The organism is Halovivax gelatinilyticus, from assembly GCF_024300625.1.
Classification (GTDB): Archaea; Halobacteriota; Halobacteria; order Halobacteriales; family Natrialbaceae; genus Halovivax; species Halovivax gelatinilyticus.
Map to the genome: position 1 here is coordinate 2,569,106 of NZ_CP101322.1, position 15,502 is coordinate 2,584,607.

Annotated in this window: 17 protein-coding genes; 8 read left to right on the top strand and 9 right to left on the bottom strand. The window is 66.1% G+C overall.

The window, feature by feature from the left end:
• Positions 1-18: 18 nt before the first annotated feature.
• Both NKH31_RS12170 and NKH31_RS12175 read right to left on the bottom strand, forming a co-directional pair.
• Positions 19-216, bottom strand: coding sequence for a hypothetical protein (locus NKH31_RS12170; protein ID WP_254862064.1), 198 nt, complete (start codon positions 214-216; stop codon positions 19-21).
• A gap of 66 nt (positions 217-282) precedes the next feature.
• Positions 283-492, bottom strand: coding sequence for a hypothetical protein (locus tag NKH31_RS12175; protein ID WP_254862065.1), 210 nt, complete (start codon positions 490-492; stop codon positions 283-285).
• A 148-nt stretch (positions 493-640) separates the two neighbouring features.
• On the opposite strand from NKH31_RS12175, the gene NKH31_RS12180 reads away from it, so the two are divergent.
• Positions 641-1,261 carry a hypothetical protein gene (locus NKH31_RS12180; RefSeq protein WP_254862066.1) on the top strand — a complete coding sequence of 207 codons (621 nt, stop codon included), beginning with the start codon at positions 641-643 and terminating at the stop codon, positions 1,259-1,261.
• Positions 1,262-1,295: 34 nt separating this feature from the next.
• Here the strand turns inward: NKH31_RS12180 and NKH31_RS12185 are convergent, their stop codons facing one another.
• A complete protein-coding gene (locus NKH31_RS12185; RefSeq protein ID WP_254862067.1) occupies positions 1,296-1,976 on the bottom strand; it encodes a metalloregulator ArsR/SmtB family transcription factor in 681 nt (226 codons plus the stop codon).
• 173 nt (positions 1,977-2,149) lie between these two features.
• Here NKH31_RS12185 and NKH31_RS12190 point away from each other — a divergent pair, with 173 nt between their 5' ends.
• The gene (locus NKH31_RS12190) at positions 2,150-2,449 is read left to right on the top strand and encodes a transcriptional regulator (protein ID WP_254862068.1); all 300 of its coding nucleotides are present in this window, start codon (positions 2,150-2,152) and stop codon (positions 2,447-2,449) included.
• A 190-nt stretch (positions 2,450-2,639) separates the two neighbouring features.
• Positions 2,640-2,999 (top strand): DUF7344 domain-containing protein, encoded by a 360-nt coding sequence (locus NKH31_RS12195; protein ID WP_254862069.1) that lies wholly within the window; start codon positions 2,640-2,642, stop codon positions 2,997-2,999.
• A 139-nt stretch (positions 3,000-3,138) separates the two neighbouring features.
• On the opposite strand, the gene NKH31_RS12200 is transcribed toward NKH31_RS12195, so the two are convergent.
• The 5 genes from NKH31_RS12200 to NKH31_RS12220 all read right to left on the bottom strand — a co-directional run bounded on the left by NKH31_RS12200 (position 3,139) and on the right by NKH31_RS12220 (position 8,132).
• Entirely contained in the window at positions 3,139-4,026 is an 888-nt protein-coding gene (locus tag NKH31_RS12200) for an aminotransferase class IV (RefSeq protein WP_254862070.1), read from the bottom strand.
• Entirely contained in the window at positions 4,023-4,712 is a 690-nt protein-coding gene (locus NKH31_RS12205; RefSeq protein ID WP_254862071.1) for an anthranilate synthase component II, read from the bottom strand. The genes NKH31_RS12200 and NKH31_RS12205 overlap by 4 nt, the downstream gene beginning before the upstream one ends.
• Entirely contained in the window at positions 4,709-6,268 is a 1,560-nt protein-coding gene (gene pabB, locus NKH31_RS12210) for an aminodeoxychorismate synthase, component I (protein WP_254862072.1), read from the bottom strand. The genes NKH31_RS12205 and pabB overlap by 4 nt, the downstream gene beginning before the upstream one ends.
• 104 nt (positions 6,269-6,372) lie before the next feature.
• Positions 6,373-7,173, bottom strand: coding sequence for a helix-hairpin-helix domain-containing protein (locus tag NKH31_RS12215; RefSeq protein WP_254862073.1), 801 nt, complete (start codon positions 7,171-7,173; stop codon positions 6,373-6,375).
• 149 nt (positions 7,174-7,322) lie between these two features.
• Complete coding sequence (locus tag NKH31_RS12220; protein ID WP_254862074.1) at positions 7,323-8,132, bottom strand: shikimate dehydrogenase; 810 nt, start codon at positions 8,130-8,132, stop codon at positions 7,323-7,325.
• A gap of 264 nt (positions 8,133-8,396) precedes the next feature.
• On the opposite strand from NKH31_RS12220, the gene NKH31_RS12225 reads away from it, so the two are divergent.
• The 3 genes from NKH31_RS12225 to ftsZ all read left to right on the top strand — a co-directional run bounded on the left by NKH31_RS12225 (position 8,397) and on the right by ftsZ (position 12,209).
• The gene (locus NKH31_RS12225) at positions 8,397-9,374 is read left to right on the top strand and encodes a calcium/sodium antiporter (RefSeq protein WP_254862075.1); all 978 of its coding nucleotides are present in this window, start codon (positions 8,397-8,399) and stop codon (positions 9,372-9,374) included.
• An 86-nt stretch (positions 9,375-9,460) separates the two neighbouring features.
• The gene (locus NKH31_RS12230; RefSeq protein ID WP_254862076.1) at positions 9,461-10,852 is read left to right on the top strand and encodes a D-aminoacyl-tRNA deacylase; all 1,392 of its coding nucleotides are present in this window, start codon (positions 9,461-9,463) and stop codon (positions 10,850-10,852) included.
• Between the two features lie 148 nt (positions 10,853-11,000).
• Positions 11,001-12,209, top strand: coding sequence for a cell division protein FtsZ (gene ftsZ / locus NKH31_RS12235; RefSeq protein WP_254862077.1), 1,209 nt, complete (start codon positions 11,001-11,003; stop codon positions 12,207-12,209).
• 187 nt (positions 12,210-12,396) lie between these two features.
• Here ftsZ and NKH31_RS12240 read toward each other — a convergent pair whose 3' ends face one another.
• A complete protein-coding gene (locus tag NKH31_RS12240) occupies positions 12,397-12,729 on the bottom strand; it encodes a 2Fe-2S iron-sulfur cluster-binding protein (protein ID WP_254862078.1) in 333 nt (110 codons plus the stop codon).
• A 124-nt stretch (positions 12,730-12,853) separates the two neighbouring features.
• Here NKH31_RS12240 and NKH31_RS12245 point away from each other — a divergent pair, with 124 nt between their 5' ends.
• Both NKH31_RS12245 and NKH31_RS12250 read left to right on the top strand, forming a co-directional pair.
• A complete protein-coding gene (locus NKH31_RS12245) occupies positions 12,854-14,266 on the top strand; it encodes a geranylgeranyl reductase family protein (protein ID WP_254862079.1) in 1,413 nt (470 codons plus the stop codon).
• Between the two features lie 422 nt (positions 14,267-14,688).
• The gene (locus NKH31_RS12250; RefSeq protein WP_254862080.1) at positions 14,689-15,501 is read left to right on the top strand and encodes an AAC(3) family N-acetyltransferase; all 813 of its coding nucleotides are present in this window, start codon (positions 14,689-14,691) and stop codon (positions 15,499-15,501) included.
• The last annotated feature ends 1 nt before the right edge of the window (position 15,502 follow it).

A 15,502-nucleotide genomic window follows, 5' to 3' on the forward strand; every position in this document is an offset into this window, starting at 1 on the left:
CGTGTCCGACGTCGTCGGTCAGGCGAGCAGTCCGCCGATCGTCATGAACAGCCCGATCGTGATGAGGATGCCCGCGCCGATGGCGACGCTAAGTCTGATGGCGTCGAGCGTTCCCTCGTCGACGGGCAATCGCTCGGCGTGGTGACGAGTGAGATAGAGTAACGCCGCGCCGATCCCGATAGCGAGACCGCCGAGAATCACCAGTCCGACTTGCATGTGCCGGGGTACGTGTGCGAGCCTAAAAGTCCTACCCCGTCCGCCCTCGGCGCTCGGTGGCGACCGTCAGGCAACGAAATCCGCGGCCGCGTACCCCGTGAGCGTCAGTGCGAAGACGAGCGCGAGAATCGAGATACCGAGTCCGATCACCCTGATCGATCCGACCCGGAGCGGCGAGAGTTCGGGCTGGCGATCGATCGAGAGGGTGAGCCAGCCGGTGAGGAGGGCGGTCGCGTAGCCGAATCCGGCGAACACGAGGACGGCCAGCCACTCCATGGTTACCGTCCGGACGCCGGCGAGGTATACGCATCGGCCGGATCCCAGCCGAATTCGTCGCGAGACCGGCGCGGACGACGCGGAGCCCCAAACCGTTCGGATCGCTGACGATGAAAAGGTCCATCTTTCTCTGTCCCGAAGGGAGCGTATGACCGACCGTTCGGACGAAACGACCGTCTCGAAGCCGGATTCGACGGACGATCTCCTGGCGGAGACCGAACGCCTGCTCGACGAGACCGGCGCGGACGACGCGGAGCCGCGAGCGGCGGACGAGGGTGCGGAGTCACGACCCGCGTCGTTCGCGTCCGATGAATTCGACCTCGCGGCCGACGAGACGGCGTCCGAATCGACCGATCGATCCGGAAGCCGCCGTATCGGTGTGAGAAGATTCGTCCCCTCGATCGGCTTCCCGTCCCGATTCTCGCCGCGAACGTACTTCTCGCCGAAGGCGTTTCTGGCGCTGTCGGCGATGTTCGGTGTCGGATATTTCGGCGGCGGACTCACGATACCGGTAGCTGGTTCGCTACTCGGGCTGTTCGCCGTGGCGTTCGCCGTCGGCCTCGCGAGTTCGAAGCGGCGATACCTCGAGGTCGGTGCCGCCGGCTGTACCGTCGGCGCCGTCATGTCCGCGCTCAATTACGTCGTCGTGATCGCCGCGGGTATCGGAAGTAGACTCATCTTCATCGGCCTGATGGCCGGCCTCGGTGCCAGCCTGTTCGGGTACTACCTCGGACGCGACCTCCGTGATGGCGTCACGCGAACGGAGTGAGCTATCGGGTTCCGACCGGTCGTCCGTCGAGCGATCAGTCGTTCGACGGGGTGAGATTTCGCGTATCGGTCAGTTCCCACCCGCGCTCGGTCCGTTGGACGAGGCCGCGGTCGGCCATCCCTTCGAGGAGTTCGGCGACGACTTCCCGCGGGGCGTCGAGTTCTCGACTGATCGACCCGATTCCCTTCGGTTCGGTGCGAATACTCGCGAGGAGGTCGGCGTAAATCCGGCTCTCCGGTTCCGAGCCGACGGATTCTGAGATCCGGTCCAGCACGTCGCAGAGGCGACCCTGGACCCACCGCTGGGCGAGTGAGAGTTCGTTTTCCAGCCGTTCGAGCCGTTCGAGCGTTCGGAGCAGCTCGTCTAACGAATCGTCGTCCCCGTAGGAGACGTCGAGCGAGAGGTGGCGGCAGTTCGTCAGGTCGAGACTGTTGCTCGCAGGGTAGGCGCTCTTGCTGGCGAATCCGTACGGCGAGAGGTTGACCTCGAGCCGGACGTTCCGCGCGATGTGAAAGTACTTCCGGCGCTGGGTATCGGTTCGGCTCTCGACGAGTCCCGCATCTTCGAGCTTGCGAAGGTGCTCGATGACCGCTTTGGGACTCACGCCGAGGTATTCGGATATCTCCGTGACGTAACACGGCTTCCGCGAGAGAAGTCGGAGAATCCGCCGGCGGTTTTCGTTGCCGAGCAGATTGAGTAGCGCCGCGGAGTCCATCTACAACTGCCTAAGGGGTCGGTGCTGAAAAGCGTGTCCTCTCCGTGGCCCTTCGATTCGTTGACCGCGCGGTTCGGTTCACAACCGACACATGTGCCGATGGGAGGAAGTCACAACCGACCGTCCACCGATGGGAGCACGTCCTTATTACGAGCGCGCCGGTACTCCTCTCCATGGTGGACGCGTCAGCGACCACGCGAAAGCGACTGGCCGACAGGTTACGAGACGACGCCGCGACGCCGTCGGAGTTGGGCCGGGCGTTCGATCTCTCCCCGTCGACGATCATCTCTCATCTGGAGCACGTCGCGCGGAGTCTCGAGTCGACCGACGAGCAGCTGCTGGTGGCGCCGCCGCGGTGTCAGGAGTGTGGATTCGACTCGTTCGATCAACTACTCAACCGACCGTCTCGCTGTCCGGAGTGTCGGTTCGAGGGCGTGACCGAACCGACGGTCACGATCGAACCGGTCCGCTGAGGCGCAGCGGAATCGGGCCGACCCGCTACTTCGTGCGTTGAAACTGTGGCGGGTGTTGGGCGTTATCACGCCTGAACCCGATCCGGTAAGCATTTCACTGGCCCTGCTGTCCCTCAGGTAGGAACTCCACGCTGGTGGACTCAACGAGAACGCTCACGCAGAGACCTCTGGGTCGCCAGCCTCACAGAACATGACTGCGACACCGCCTACTGAAACGGATGCCGTCGAACTGACACTATCGCTTCTCGACGCCCTTCCCGACGATTGTCCGCCGACAGCACTCGATGACGCGCTCGCCCTCCTCTCTAACCACCGTCGACGACGCACGCTGATGACCGTCCTCGATCACGGCGAACCGCTCACGCTCCCGGACGTCGCCGACGAGGTCGCCATCGACGAACACGACCGGCCGCTCACGGAGATCAGCCCGGAAACCGTCACCAACGTCTACATCTCGATATACCACGACCACTTGCCTCGCCTCGTCGACGCCGGGCTGGTCACCTACGATCAGGAACGAGACCTGGTCTCGCCCGCGTTCGAGCTGTAGCTCGATCGATACGACTCTCGGTTTCTCACACTCGTTTCCAATCGCGCGTTTTCGACCCACATTTCGCCACCTCGACGCGCGGATAGGGCGGTTCGAGATCGACGACTCGGTCGAATCCGTCGGTCGGTAAGCGCGTGAGTCAGTAGTGCTCTCGCTCGACTCGCTCGTCGAACGACCGCTGGAGCGTTCGCGTCACCGGACCGACGTCGAATCGAGCGTCGTCTACCTGTACGACGGGTCTCACCTCCCAGGTGGTGTTGGTGAGAAACACCTCGTCCGCGTCGGTGAGTACCGTCGGTTCGTACCGACCCTGAGCGGTCGGAATCCCCCGACGGTCGGCCAGCTCGAGGACGACTCGACGAGTAATTCCCGGCAAGACCGGCCCCTCGGTCGACGGGGTGTGGAGGACGCCGTCGTCGACGACGAAGAGGTTGCTGGTCGCCCCTTCGGCGAGCCGTCCCTCGTGATCTAAGAGGATGGCCTCGTCCGCATCTGTTCCGCGGAGTTCAGTTCGGGCGAGAATTCCGTTCAGGTAGTTGTGCGTCTTGGCGGCGGCCGGGATCGCGTCGTCGGGGATGCGGCGAGTTTCGACCGTCCGTACGGTTGCCGGTTCGTCCCAGACCCGTCGTCCTCTCGTGCCGCCGCGGGCGAGCGGCTTCGTCCAGATCACGACGGTCGGTTCGACGTCGGGATCCGGCGACAACGTCCCGGGCTGAACGCCGCGCGTGACCGAAAGTCGAACGTAGGCGTCCGCGAGGTCGTTCGCAGAGAGCGTCTCGTCGATTCGTGCGCGGAGCGCCTCGCGGGTGAGTCCCGGCTCGAATCCGAGCGTCTCGCAGGTCGCTTCCAGCCGGTCTGCGTGTGCGTCCCACTCGAAAATCGACCCGCCGTAGGCGCGAAGCGTCTCGAAGGCGCCGTCGCCGTAGCGAAAGCCGCGGTCGTCGACGCTGACCCTCGCTTCCGACGCGGGAACGAGCGCCCCGTTTACGTAGTAGACGCGCTCTGGCGCGTCGCTCGGGTCGGTCACGGCGACTCACGCCGGTGGGCGGCGGCGATCGCACAGAAGTTCGAGACGAGTCGCTTCCCGACCGAGAGCGAGATGTCGGTCGCCTCGTCGTGACCTGCGGTGCGTTCTGGCGACGCATCAGTCCGATCGGGAACCCTCGTCAGGATGCTCTCGGGGTGAAACTGGACGCCTATCTGCGGCTTCTCTCGATGCCGAACGGCCATCACGACCTCGCGCTCGTCGGCCGTCGTCGCCGTCTCCACGAGCGCGTCGGGAACGTCCGCGCGGTCGACGGCGAGTGAGTGATACCGCCCGACCTGAATTCGGGCCGGAACGCCCTCGAAGATGCCGTCGCCGTCGTGGCTGATCTCCGAGGGTTTGCCGTGGACGACCTCCGGCGCGTGACCGACGGCTGCGCCGTGAGCCGCACACAGCGCCTGGTGACCGAGACAGACGCCGAGGATTGGATAGGCGGTTTCGGCAAACAGCGGGATCGAGATACCGGCCTCAGCGGGCGTTCCCGGGCCCGGCGAGACGACGATACCCGTCGGATCCAGCTCGGCCACCTCGTCTAGGTCGATCGCGTCGTTTCGGCGGACGACGACCTCGTCCGCCACCTCGCCGACGTACTGGACGAGGTTGTAGACGAACGAGTCGTAGTTGTCGAGGACGAGGATTCGAACGTCCGCGCCGACCGGTTCGCTCATCGCGGCTCACCTCGCTCGGGCGCCTCTTCGGTCGCCTCGACGGCGAATTCCGCTCGTTCGCCGAGCGCCGCGTCGATCGCCGTCACGAGCGCGCGCGCCTTGTCGAGCGTTTCGTCGTACTCACGCTCGGGGACCGAATCGTGGACGATCCCGGCGCCGACGCGGAGGTGGTAGGCCTCGGCCTGGCGGACGAGCGTCCGGATGACGATGTTGAGCGTGGCGTTCCCGTCGAACCCGAAGATGCCGATGCTACCCGTGTACGGGCCTCGCTGGACGGCTTCGAGTTCGTCGATGATCTCCATGGTTCGCGGTTTTGGCGCGCCCGTGATCGTCCCGCCGGGGAACGTCGCGGCGATGGCGTCGCCGAGTGAGGCGTCCTCGCGGAGCCGGCCGCGGACGTCGGAGACGAGGTGCATCACTTCCGAGTAGCGATCGATCCGGCGATACTCCTCGACGTCCACCGAGCCGTAGGCACAGACCTTCCCGAGGTCGTTTCGCTCGAGATCGACGAGCATGGCGTGTTCGGCGCGTTCTTTCTCGTCAGTCCGTAACTCTTCGGCGTACTCCTCGTCAGCGGCCGGCGTCGTCCCCCGCGGGCGCGTCCCGGCGATCGGTTCCGTTCGGACGAGGTCGCCCGTTCGTTCGAGTAAGAGTTCCGGGCTCGCGCTGACGAGATCGGCCGACGGGAACTCTACGAGCGCCGAGTACGGCGCGGGATTGACCCGACGGAGCGCGTCGTAGGCGGCGACGGGGTGGACCGCCGCGGGGGCGGCGAGTCGCTGGGAGATGTTCGCCTGGAAGGTGTCTCCGTCGCGGACGTACCGCTTGACTCGCCGGACCCGATCGGCGAACGCCTCGCGTCCGCAGGTACTCTCGAACGTCGCGTCCGCCGCGTCGACCGGCGGTGGGCCGATCGTCGGCTCGCCCGTTCGTATCGCTCTCGCCAGATCGAGCGCCCGCTCGCGGCCGCGCTCGTAGACGTCCCGTGCGACGGCTTTGTCGGGTGTTCCGTCGTTTACTGCCACCTTCGGACACGCCGTGATCCGGAGCGTAACGGGGCCGTCGGTGGGTTCTTCCCAGGCGGCGAGTCGGTCGAAGACGGCGAGTTCGAGTCGCGGGAGGCGCCGGTCGTCGACGGCCGTTTCGGGCAGCGTCTCGAGTTCCCTGGCGACGTCGTACGAGAGCCATCCGATGGCGCCGCACGGATAGGGGACCGGTTCGTCTCCGTTCGACCGTCCGTGGACGATCGACTCACCGGCGAGGACGCCCTCGAGCGCGGCGATGGTCGGCGAGCCGTGAGTGGCGTGAGATCGAAGTACGGCGTCTGACGAAACTGTCAGTCGCTCTACCGGATCGGCGCCAAAGTAGCCCCAGCCGGATTGCCCGCCGGTCGTCTCCAGAAACGCCCCGCCGGGACCGTCTCGCGCCCGGCGATAGGCCGCGAACGGGTCGTCGACGGTGAGCCGGACCTCGACGGGGATGCGCGTCCCGTGGTCGACAGCGGCGACCGCCGACTCGACGTCTTCGACCGTCGTTACGGTCCGCGGCTCGTTCATACGTCCTCCGAGGGTGGCATCCGCTAATTCGCTTACGGTCCTGGCGGTCGGGAGCGGGTAACGGCGAAAACGAGCGGGGTTGGTCTCGGGTCCAATCCGCGTTCCTACCACGACGACGCCTGTTCGATCCAGCCGTCGATTCGGCCGGCGGCGATGTCGGTCCGTTCGGCGAGGTCGTCGGCGTCGGCGTCTGCCAACTCGTCGACCGTTTCGATGCCCGCGTCGGCGAGTCGCTCGGCGTACGCCGGCCCGATACCGCTCACGTCCGTCACCGGATCGCCGCCCGCGTCGGCGTCCGCGTCAGGCGCTTCGTCGTCGGAGGCATCGTCGGTAGGCGCCGCCTCGTCCGACGGTGTCTCGTCTGATTCTGCCGCCTCCGAGGACTCGTCTTCCGACTCCGTCTCTGCTGCTGGCTCCTCGTCGATCGACTCGTCTTCGACCGGCGGCTCGTCCGGCTCCGCCTTCTCGCTGGTCGGTGCCGCGTCCGATTCGGTGGGTCCGGCGGCTTCGCCCGGTTCCGCCGCTTCGGCTTCGTCGTCGGGCTCGGTGGTGATCGTCTCGGTCGAGCCGCTGGCGTCGGTGCCGGCCGCCGCGCCCGCGTCGGCGCTCGACTCGGCCTCTTCGATCGGGGCCGCTTCGTCCGAATCGCTCGGTTCGTCAGCCGCATCGTCCGCGATTTCGTCCGCCGTTTCTGGTTCGTCGTCGGCGTCCGCGGTTTCGGTTTCGCTATCCGGTGAGGCGCCCGTCCCGTCAGACGACTCATCGTCGCGACTGCTCATCGGCGGCGGCGCCTGCGTTCCCGTTCGTCGGGAGCCGTCGTCTGTGACGTCGATCTCGTGTTCGCGACGATCGGACGAGTCGCTCCCGAGACCGAGGAGAGACTTCAACGTGTCCAAGAGTGGCATATAGCGACCGTAGACGGTTCAGGCGCTAAAGTGGTTCGATCACGACCGCCTGAGTGTCCGCTACGGCACAGATTTATCGATCCTAATCGCCTATTATCTTAGAAATCGGTATTTCAGACCTGTTTGGTGTCGTTTTCTAGCGTCGACGATCACACCCGCGTTCGAAGCGCGTCGTTCATCGCGTCGACGGGTGCTCGCTTCCCGGTCCATCGCTCGAAGGCCGCCACACCCTGGTAGAGTAACATCCAGGCACCGTCGACGGTCCGGGCGCCGGCCGCCGCCGCATCGCGGAGCAGCCGCGTCGAAAGCGGGGTGTAGACGGCGTCCATCACGACCAGTCCGTCGTGGAGGCCGCGAGCGTCGACGACGGTCTCGTCTTCGTCCATTCCGACGCTCGTCGCGTTGACGAGGATCTGCGCGTCGGAGAGCAGCGCTGGGAGCTCCGAGAGGCCGTATCCGGTCGCGCCGGGAACGCTATCGGCGAGCGCTTCGGCCCGCGCCGCCGTTCGGTTCGCGATCCGGACCGAGGCGCCCGCGTCGGCCAGGCCGAACGCGACCGCCCGCCCGGCGCCACCGGCCCCGACGACGACGGCCGTCGTTCCGTCGAGCGACTCGCCGTCGAATCCGTGTTCTCGAAGCGCGCGAACGGCTCCGACGGCGTCGGTGTTGTGTCCCGTCGGTCGCTCGCCCGTAAAGTCGATCGTGTTCACCGCGCCGATGCGCCGCGCCAGCTCGTCCGGTTCGACGACGGCGAGCGCGTCCTCCTTGAACGGAATCGTCACGTTCAGCCCGCACACGCCGAGCGCGTCGGCTCCTCGGACCGCCGCCTCGAACGCGGCCGGGTCGGGCTCGAAGGTGACGTACCGAGCGTCGATACCGAGCGCCTCGTAGGCCGCCTCGTGCATCGGCGGCGACAGCGAGTGTCCGACGGGGTTGCCCACGAGTCCGTAGACGTCCATGGTGGCTCTCCGGGCGGCGGGATGTTAATGGAGGTGGTTTCGGTGAGCGGCGGCGGTGTTCAATCCGGATCGACGGAACGCCGGTTCGATCGAGGTGATCGGAATAATTCGCGACACCGAAGAATACCTCTCGAGGCCGGGGTGCGGTGTTTGTCACACAGCCTGACGCTTCGACGAGTGCGTAGATCGTGTTTGACGGGAGGCCGTTCGGCGTGGCGACCGAATCGAGAACGGTTATAGGTCGCTCTCGTGAAGTAAGCCCCGATGGTCGGCGACACCGTGATATCGATCGCGTTACTCGCCGCTGGCGCCGTCACCCTCTACGTCGGCGCCGAACTCCTCGTCGCGGGATCCGGTCGGATCGGACACGGCCTCGGCCTCAGGGCGGCCACCGTCGGGGTGACGCTCGTCGCGTTCGCCACGACGGCGCCGGAGCTGTTCGTCGCGATCATCGGCGCGATCGAGGTCGATCCCGACGTGGGTCTGGGCGCGATCGTCGGCTCGAATATCGCCAACATCGGGCTCGTACTCGGGCTGGCGGCGCTGATCAAGCCGCTCGAAGTCTCGGAGACGGCGTTTCGCCGTGACGTCCCGTTCATGGTGTTCGCCGCCTTTCTCACCTACGGACTGGCTAGATTCGACGGGCAACTCGGCCGGCTCGACGCGGTGATCATGCTCGCGCTCCTCGCGGCGTATACGGCCTACTTGATCCGGTCGGTCAACGCGAGACAGGCGGCGATCGCGGCGGGCGACGTTCCGGAGGTCGACGCGGCGGTCGCCTCGTCCCGTCTCTCGGGCGTCGAACTCAGAGACGCGCTCTACGTCGTCGCCGGCCTCGTCGCGATCGTCGCCGGTTCGCAGTGGCTCGTCTCCGGGGGGACCGACCTCCTCTCGGAACTCGGCTTCTCGCCGCTGTTCATCGGTCTGACGGTCCTCGCGCTCGGCACGTCGCTACCGGAACTCGCGGCGTCGGTCGTCGGCGCGATTCGCGGCGAGACGGCCTTCGCCATCGGCAACGTCGTCGGCTCGAACATCTACAACCTGATCGCCGTCCTCGGCCTGGTGGCGATCGTCGTCCCGATTCCCGTCGAGACGGGGACGCTCAGATTCGAGCTGCCGGCGATGGTCGTCTTCACCGTGGTGCTGGTGGCGATGCTCGGGTACGGCCGACGGCTCTCGCGACTCGACGGCGCGGCGCTGGTCGCCGGCTACGTCGTCTTCGTCTACCTGTTGTTTCCCTGACCGATAACTCTCCCTACGGGCTGGAACTGCGTCGAACACCGCCCGAAAGCGGAGGATATTCGAGCGTCCGCCGCCGAGGTCCCGTCGTGATCGCGATCGTCGAGAGCCGAGCCGACGAGGCGTCGGTCAACATCTGCGAACAGCTCCGGACGGTAACCGACTGGGAGCGCCACGAGGACCGGAACCGACCTGACGCCGACGGCGGCGGACCGTACTACCGTCGAGACGGGTTCGAACTTCGCTCGTTCGACGCGTTGCACCTCGAACTCGATCGAGCGGCGGAGGCGTTCGACGAGCGTCCTGCGTTTCTCGTCTTCGCCTCGCGCCACTCCGGCGGGACGGGACCGCTTCTCACCGGCCACTTCACGGGAAACTTCGGGCCGGCCGAGTACGGCGGCGCGGATCGGTCGGTCGCCGAAGCCGCGCCGAACGTCCTGCCGGCGCTGCTCGAGGCGTTCGACGAATTCGCGCCCGACGGCTACGACGTCGGGATGGAGTGTACCCACCACGGCCCGACGGACGTCGGCTGTCCCTCGCTGTTCGTCGAACTCGGGAGCGACGAGGCCCAGTGGGCCGACGAGGAAGCCGCCGAGGCGGTCGCGAGGGCGATCCTCGCGCTCGACGGCGTCGAACCCAACCGTACGATTCCGTCCGCCGCCGACGCTGGCCTCTCGGGCACGACCGACGCACCCGCTCGCCACCTCGTCGGGTTCGGCGGCGGCCACTACGTCCCCAGGTTCGAGCGGATCGTCCGCGAGACGCCGTGGGCGGTCGGACACGTCGCACCGGAGTGGGCGCTCGAGACGCTCGAGGATCCGGCGACGGAGACGGACCTGCTCTGCGAGGCGTTCGAGGCGAGCGCCGCGGCGTTCGCCGTCGTCGAGGGCGAGCACCCCGATCTGACGGACGCGATCGACGCGCTGGGCTATCGCGTCGTGAGCGAGTCCTGGATCCGGGAGGTCGGCGACCGTTCTCAGTCGCTCGTCGAGGCCGTCGAGACTGCGCTCGGTCCGATCGCCGAGGGGGTTCGGTTCGGCGAGCGCCGCTCGTCGTCGTTCGAGGTGGTGACGCTTCCGACCGATCTGATCGAGGCGTGCGAAGGGATCGATCCCGACCGGTCCTGGGACATCGTGACCGCCGAGGCAGTCGCCGTCGAGACGACCAACGGCGGGACCCGTCTCGGCGAACGGATCGCCGTTCCCGAGGACGCCGGTCCGACTGCGCCGAGCGGGCTCCCGCGACGGGTCGTGGACGGACTTGCTGGGGTGCTTCGCGATGGGTTCGACCAGGTCAGAGTAGCGGACGACGTGATCGAAGTCGAGACCGCGGCGTTCGACCCCGATCTCGCCAGCGATCTCGGGATTCCCGACGGCCCCGCGTTCGGCGCGCTGGCCGGCGGCGAGTCTGTCACGGTCGATGGCACGGAAATCGACCCGGAAGCGGTCCACGTCACCCGGACGGACCGTTTTCCACTCTGAGTCGTTCCGTCGGATTCGCGACGTCTCTACGACCGGAGCGGACGGACGTATAATTTATCGGATATGTAACGTTCGATTACGTCGTCTGACGGGCGGCATACAACGTGGGAAACGGTCATAACGCTGCGTTCACAATAGCGTTCCAAGAATGGACTCCATTGTCGAAGAAGCTATCGACGAGGCCGAAGACGGTGGCGCCGACCCCGCAGCGAGCGCGCCCCGGGCCAACGACGCCTCCCCGGAACCGAACCCGTCGGGTACGATGACCGACGAGGAGCTACAGGACGTCCTCCAGGACCTTCAGACCGACATTACCGTCGTCGGCTGTGGCGGCGCCGGCGGCAACACCGTAAACCGCATGGACGAAGAGGGGATCCACGGCGCTAAGCTCGTCGCGGCGAACACCGACGTCCAGCACTTAGTCGAGATCGAGGCGGACACGAAGATCCTCATGGGCGAGCAGAAGACCGGCGGCCGCGGCGCCGGCTCGCTCCCGCAGGTCGGCGAGGAGGCCGCCCTCGAGAGCCAGGAGGACATCTACGACGCCATCGAAGGCGCCGACATGGTGTTCGTCACCGCCGGTCTGGGCGGGGGAACCGGAACCGGGTCGGCGCCCGTCGTCGCGAAGGCCGCCCGCGAGTCCGGCGCCCTGACCATCTCGATCGTCACCACGCCCTTTACCGCCGAGGGCGAAGTTCGACGGACCAACGCCGAAGCCGGCCTCGAACGGCTGCGCGACGTCTCCGACACCGTCATCGTCGTTCCGAACGACCGCCTGCTCGATTCCGTCGGCAAACTGCCGGTTCGCCAGGCGTTCAAAGTCTCGGACGAAGTGCTGATGCGCTCGGTCAAGGGAATCACCGAACTCATTACGAAACCCGGCCTGGTCAACTTGGACTTCGCCGACGTTCGCACCGTCATGGAGAAAGGCGGCGTCGCGATGATCGGACTCGGCGAGTCCGACTCCGAGGCGAAGGCCGAAGACTCCGTCAAGACCGCGCTTCGCTCGCCGCTGCTCGACGTCGACATCTCGGGAGCGACCTCGGCGCTCGTCAACGTCACGGGCGGAAACGACATGTCCATCGAGGAGGCGGAGGGCGTCGTCGAAGAGATCTACGACCGGATCGACCCCGACGCGCGCATCATCTGGGGGACCTCCATCGACGAGACGCTCGAAGGCAGCATGCGGACGATGATCGTCGTCACCGGCGTCCAGTCCCCGCAGATCTACGGCCGACCCGACGGCGAGACCGTCCAGCCCCAGGGCGTCGGTCAGCCGGGTGCCAGCCAGCAGGCGCCCGGCGGACACCAGGTTCCCGACGTCGACGACGAGGACGACATCGACTTCGTCGGCTAGACTCCTCGTAATTTTCCTGTCGCAGAAGATACCATTTTCAGTTGTCGAAACTCGTCGATTTCTCCCGTCGTAATTCACCGATTTCTGCCGTCGCGACTCGCTGAGTTTCCTGCTGTTTCGACACGCTGAGTCTCTTGCCGCATTGATTCACAGAAGATACCGACGGACACAAATACCGACGGTCAAATCAGTCGTCGTCCGCGAACGCCTCGCCTGCCGTCGCGCCGACGTCCCCTTCGATGCTGGGGGGATACTTCCCGCGGTCGAGTTTCAAATCCGATTGCGGTCGGGCCATACAGGTGAGCGCGTAGCGCGAAGCCTCCTCTTCGGTGAACGCCCGGGCAGCCGGCTGGGTCACTTCGCCTTCGACGATCTCGGCCGAGCAGGCGACGCACATCCCGACGCGACAGGAGTACTCCTGGGCGATTCCCTCCTCGAGACAGCGACTCAGGATGGTTTCTTTGTCCGAACAGGTGATCGTCTCGCCCGTCCCGACGAACTCGACGGTATACTCGGTCATACCGCCGGCTACGAAGGTGGTCCACAAAATACTTCGCTCTTTCCGACTCTCCCGGTAGGACGTCAGCGGAGTACGTACGCGGTGCACGAAAAACGTTTTCTACCAGCGCTCACGACGCTCTTGTATGAGTACACAGGAGCAGGCCGGGTCCGTTCCGGCGACGGACCTCGGACGAAACCGGTGGGACGTGGTAGTCGTCGGCGCCGGAACCGCCGGCTGTTACGCCGCGGCGACGATCGCGAACGCCGGGTACGACGTGGTCATCGTGGAGCGAAAGTCCGAGTCCGAAGCCGGCCACATCGCCTGCGGCGACGCACTCAAAGGGGCGGACGCGTTCCCGGACGCCATTCCGAAGTCCCAGCTCGAACCCGCGTTCACCAACACCGGCGTCGATCACGGTCGCTTCGAGATCCCCCAGGAGGACACCGTCCTCGAGATCCCCGTTCCCGGCGAACTCGCCGTCGTCGACCGCTGGGAGTACGGCCGACGAATCATCGAGGGTGCGTCCAACGCCGGCGCCGCCTTCCACTACGATACCGTCGTCACCGACGTCCGCCAGACCGACGACGGCACGGTTACCGGCGTCGACGCGATTCGAACGGGCGACCCACAGACCTACGAAGCCGACGTGGTCGTCGACGGCGCGGGCTCGCTCTCGCTCTTGCAGGATAAGGCAGACCTCTCCAGCTCGACGTTCGACACCAACGTCAACTACTCGCAGTTCTGTTCGGCCTATCGTGAGATCGTCCACGTCGACGAGCCGGTCGAGTGGTCCGACGCCCTCGTCTTCAAACCCACCGAACGCGCCGCGGGCTACCTCTGGTACTTCCCACGCACGGAAACGGAGATCAACGCCGGTCTCGGCTTCCAGATGACCGAAGAGCCGATGAAACTCGTCGACGACTTAAAACGCGACCTGCGTAACCGTCCGGAGTTCGCGGGCGCCCGCGTCGAGGACAAACTCGGCGCAGCGTTACCGACCCGTCGACCGTACGATTCGGCCGTCCACCCCGGGTTCGTCGCCGTCGGCGACGCCGCCGGACACGTCAATCCGACAACCGGCGGCGGGATCGCAGGTGCCGCCTACGCCGGAACCTACGCCGCAGAACAGGTCATCGAAGCGCTCGAGCAGGGCACCGTCGACGAGGATATTCTCTGGCGGTACAACGAGCGCGTGATGGACCACTTCGGCGCCCGGTACGCCGCGCTCGACGTCTACAACATCCTCTCGACCGCCGTCGACACGGACGAGATGATGGGCCTGTTGGCCGCGATGCCCGGCGAGCAGATCGCAGACGCGCTCTACTCCGGGTCGACCAACATCGGCATGGCGCTCAAGATCAAGTGTCTCCTCAAAGCCCGCGGCCACTACGGCACCGTCTGGAACCTATACAAGACGAAACAGCGCGCCGACGAACTCATGGCCCACTACGAGCGCTATCCCGACTCGCCCGCGGCGTTCGATTCGTGGCAGGCGAGGCGCGACGAGTTGATGGAGGGCGTCTACGAGACGACCGGAGCCGATCCGAAGTACTAACAACAACCTTTTACCCTACGTTCCTGTCGCGCCGGGAGCGCGTTGCGCTCCACGGCGCGTCGACACTCGGTAAAAGGTTGATCAAAAGCACTCCTCCTTCCCCGTCAGCCGCGCGGAGCGCGGCTTTTGGGTCAGTCGTCGGCCCGCTCGCTCGTCCGTGGGACTCGCTCGCGGTGTAAACAGTTCCGCCAGTGGCCGGTCGGCCACGTCTGTGCACCTCGCTCACATACTCCGTCGATCGACGCAAGCCCTGCTGGTTGTTCAGTCTGACAGACTACTCCCTCGCCGAAGTTCTCGGGCCTGGGTCCGTCTCCGTCCTCGTTCTCGCTACGCAGGTCGCCGTTGAACGATACGACGTACACTCGTCCGCAGGTGAATCGTCACATCACCAAACTTATGCCGAATCTGGCGAAGCGGCGTTCATGAGCGATAGGCTCCCGAAAGAGCGCTCGCCGGAGCCGGTGACGGTCGACTCGATGGCGAGCGATCTCCGCGCCCTCGGCGTCGAGAGCGGCGAGACGCTGCTCGTCCACGGCTCCCTCTCGGAACTCGGCTGGGTCTGTGGCGGTGCGCCCGCCGTCGTCGACGCGCTGCAGCGGGTCGTCGTCGAGGACGGTACCATCGTGATGCCGACGCACTCGCCCGGTAATAGGAACCCGGCCGACATGCAACACCCGCCGGTCCCCGAGGCGTGGTACGAGACCGTCCGTGAGCAGATGCCAGCGTATCGACCCGACGTGACGCCGACGCAGGGGATGGGCGCGATCGCGGAGTGTTTTCGATCGTATCCGGGCGTGCTACGGAGCGATCACCCCCAGCACTCGTTCGCCGCGTGGGGCGCAGCCGCCGCGTTCGTGACCGACGACCACGCCCTCTCGCACTCGCTGGGCGACGAGTCGCCGCTGGCGCGGGTGTACGACCTGGACGGCAGGGTCCTGTTTCTCGGGACGACCCACGCGACGAACACCTCCTTGCACCTCGCCGAGTACCGCGCCGACCTCGATCTCGAGACGGCGACCCGGGAGAGCGCCATCCTCGTCGATCGCGAGCGCGAGTGGGTGCAATGGTCCGATATCGAGTTCACCGACGAGGACTTCGACGAGTGCGGCGAGGCCTTCGAGCGCGACCGACCCGAGGCGGTCGTCTCGGGCACCGTCGGCGTCGGAGACGCGACACTGCTCTCCCAGCCGAAACTCGTAGACTTCGCCGTCGAGTGGTTCGAGCAGAATCGCTGAC

Excerpts from the sequence above, each read along its gene's own strand:
- NKH31_RS12170 (WP_254862064.1), bottom strand. The coding sequence starts at position 216 with ATGCAAGTCGGACTGGTGATTCTCGGCGGTCTCGCTATCGGGATCGGC.
- NKH31_RS12175 (WP_254862065.1), bottom strand. The coding sequence starts at position 492 with ATGGAGTGGCTGGCCGTCCTCGTGTTCGCCGGATTCGGCTACGCGACC.
- NKH31_RS12180 (WP_254862066.1), top strand. The coding sequence starts at position 641 with ATGACCGACCGTTCGGACGAAACGACCGTCTCGAAGCCGGATTCGACG.
- NKH31_RS12185 (WP_254862067.1), bottom strand. The coding sequence starts at position 1,976 with ATGGACTCCGCGGCGCTACTCAATCTGCTCGGCAACGAAAACCGCCGG.
- NKH31_RS12190 (WP_254862068.1), top strand. The coding sequence starts at position 2,150 with ATGGTGGACGCGTCAGCGACCACGCGAAAGCGACTGGCCGACAGGTTA.
- NKH31_RS12195 (WP_254862069.1), top strand. The coding sequence starts at position 2,640 with ATGACTGCGACACCGCCTACTGAAACGGATGCCGTCGAACTGACACTA.
- NKH31_RS12205 (WP_254862071.1), bottom strand. The coding sequence starts at position 4,712 with ATGAGCGAACCGGTCGGCGCGGACGTTCGAATCCTCGTCCTCGACAAC.
- pabB (WP_254862072.1), bottom strand. The coding sequence starts at position 6,268 with ATGAACGAGCCGCGGACCGTAACGACGGTCGAAGACGTCGAGTCGGCG.
- NKH31_RS12215 (WP_254862073.1), bottom strand. The coding sequence starts at position 7,173 with ATGCCACTCTTGGACACGTTGAAGTCTCTCCTCGGTCTCGGGAGCGAC.
- NKH31_RS12220 (WP_254862074.1), bottom strand. The coding sequence starts at position 8,132 with ATGGACGTCTACGGACTCGTGGGCAACCCCGTCGGACACTCGCTGTCG.
- NKH31_RS12225 (WP_254862075.1), top strand. The coding sequence starts at position 8,397 with ATGGTCGGCGACACCGTGATATCGATCGCGTTACTCGCCGCTGGCGCC.
- ftsZ (WP_254862077.1), top strand. The coding sequence starts at position 11,001 with ATGGACTCCATTGTCGAAGAAGCTATCGACGAGGCCGAAGACGGTGGC.
- NKH31_RS12240 (WP_254862078.1), bottom strand. The coding sequence starts at position 12,729 with ATGACCGAGTATACCGTCGAGTTCGTCGGGACGGGCGAGACGATCACC.
- NKH31_RS12245 (WP_254862079.1), top strand. The coding sequence starts at position 12,854 with ATGAGTACACAGGAGCAGGCCGGGTCCGTTCCGGCGACGGACCTCGGA.
- NKH31_RS12250 (WP_254862080.1), top strand. The coding sequence starts at position 14,689 with ATGAGCGATAGGCTCCCGAAAGAGCGCTCGCCGGAGCCGGTGACGGTC.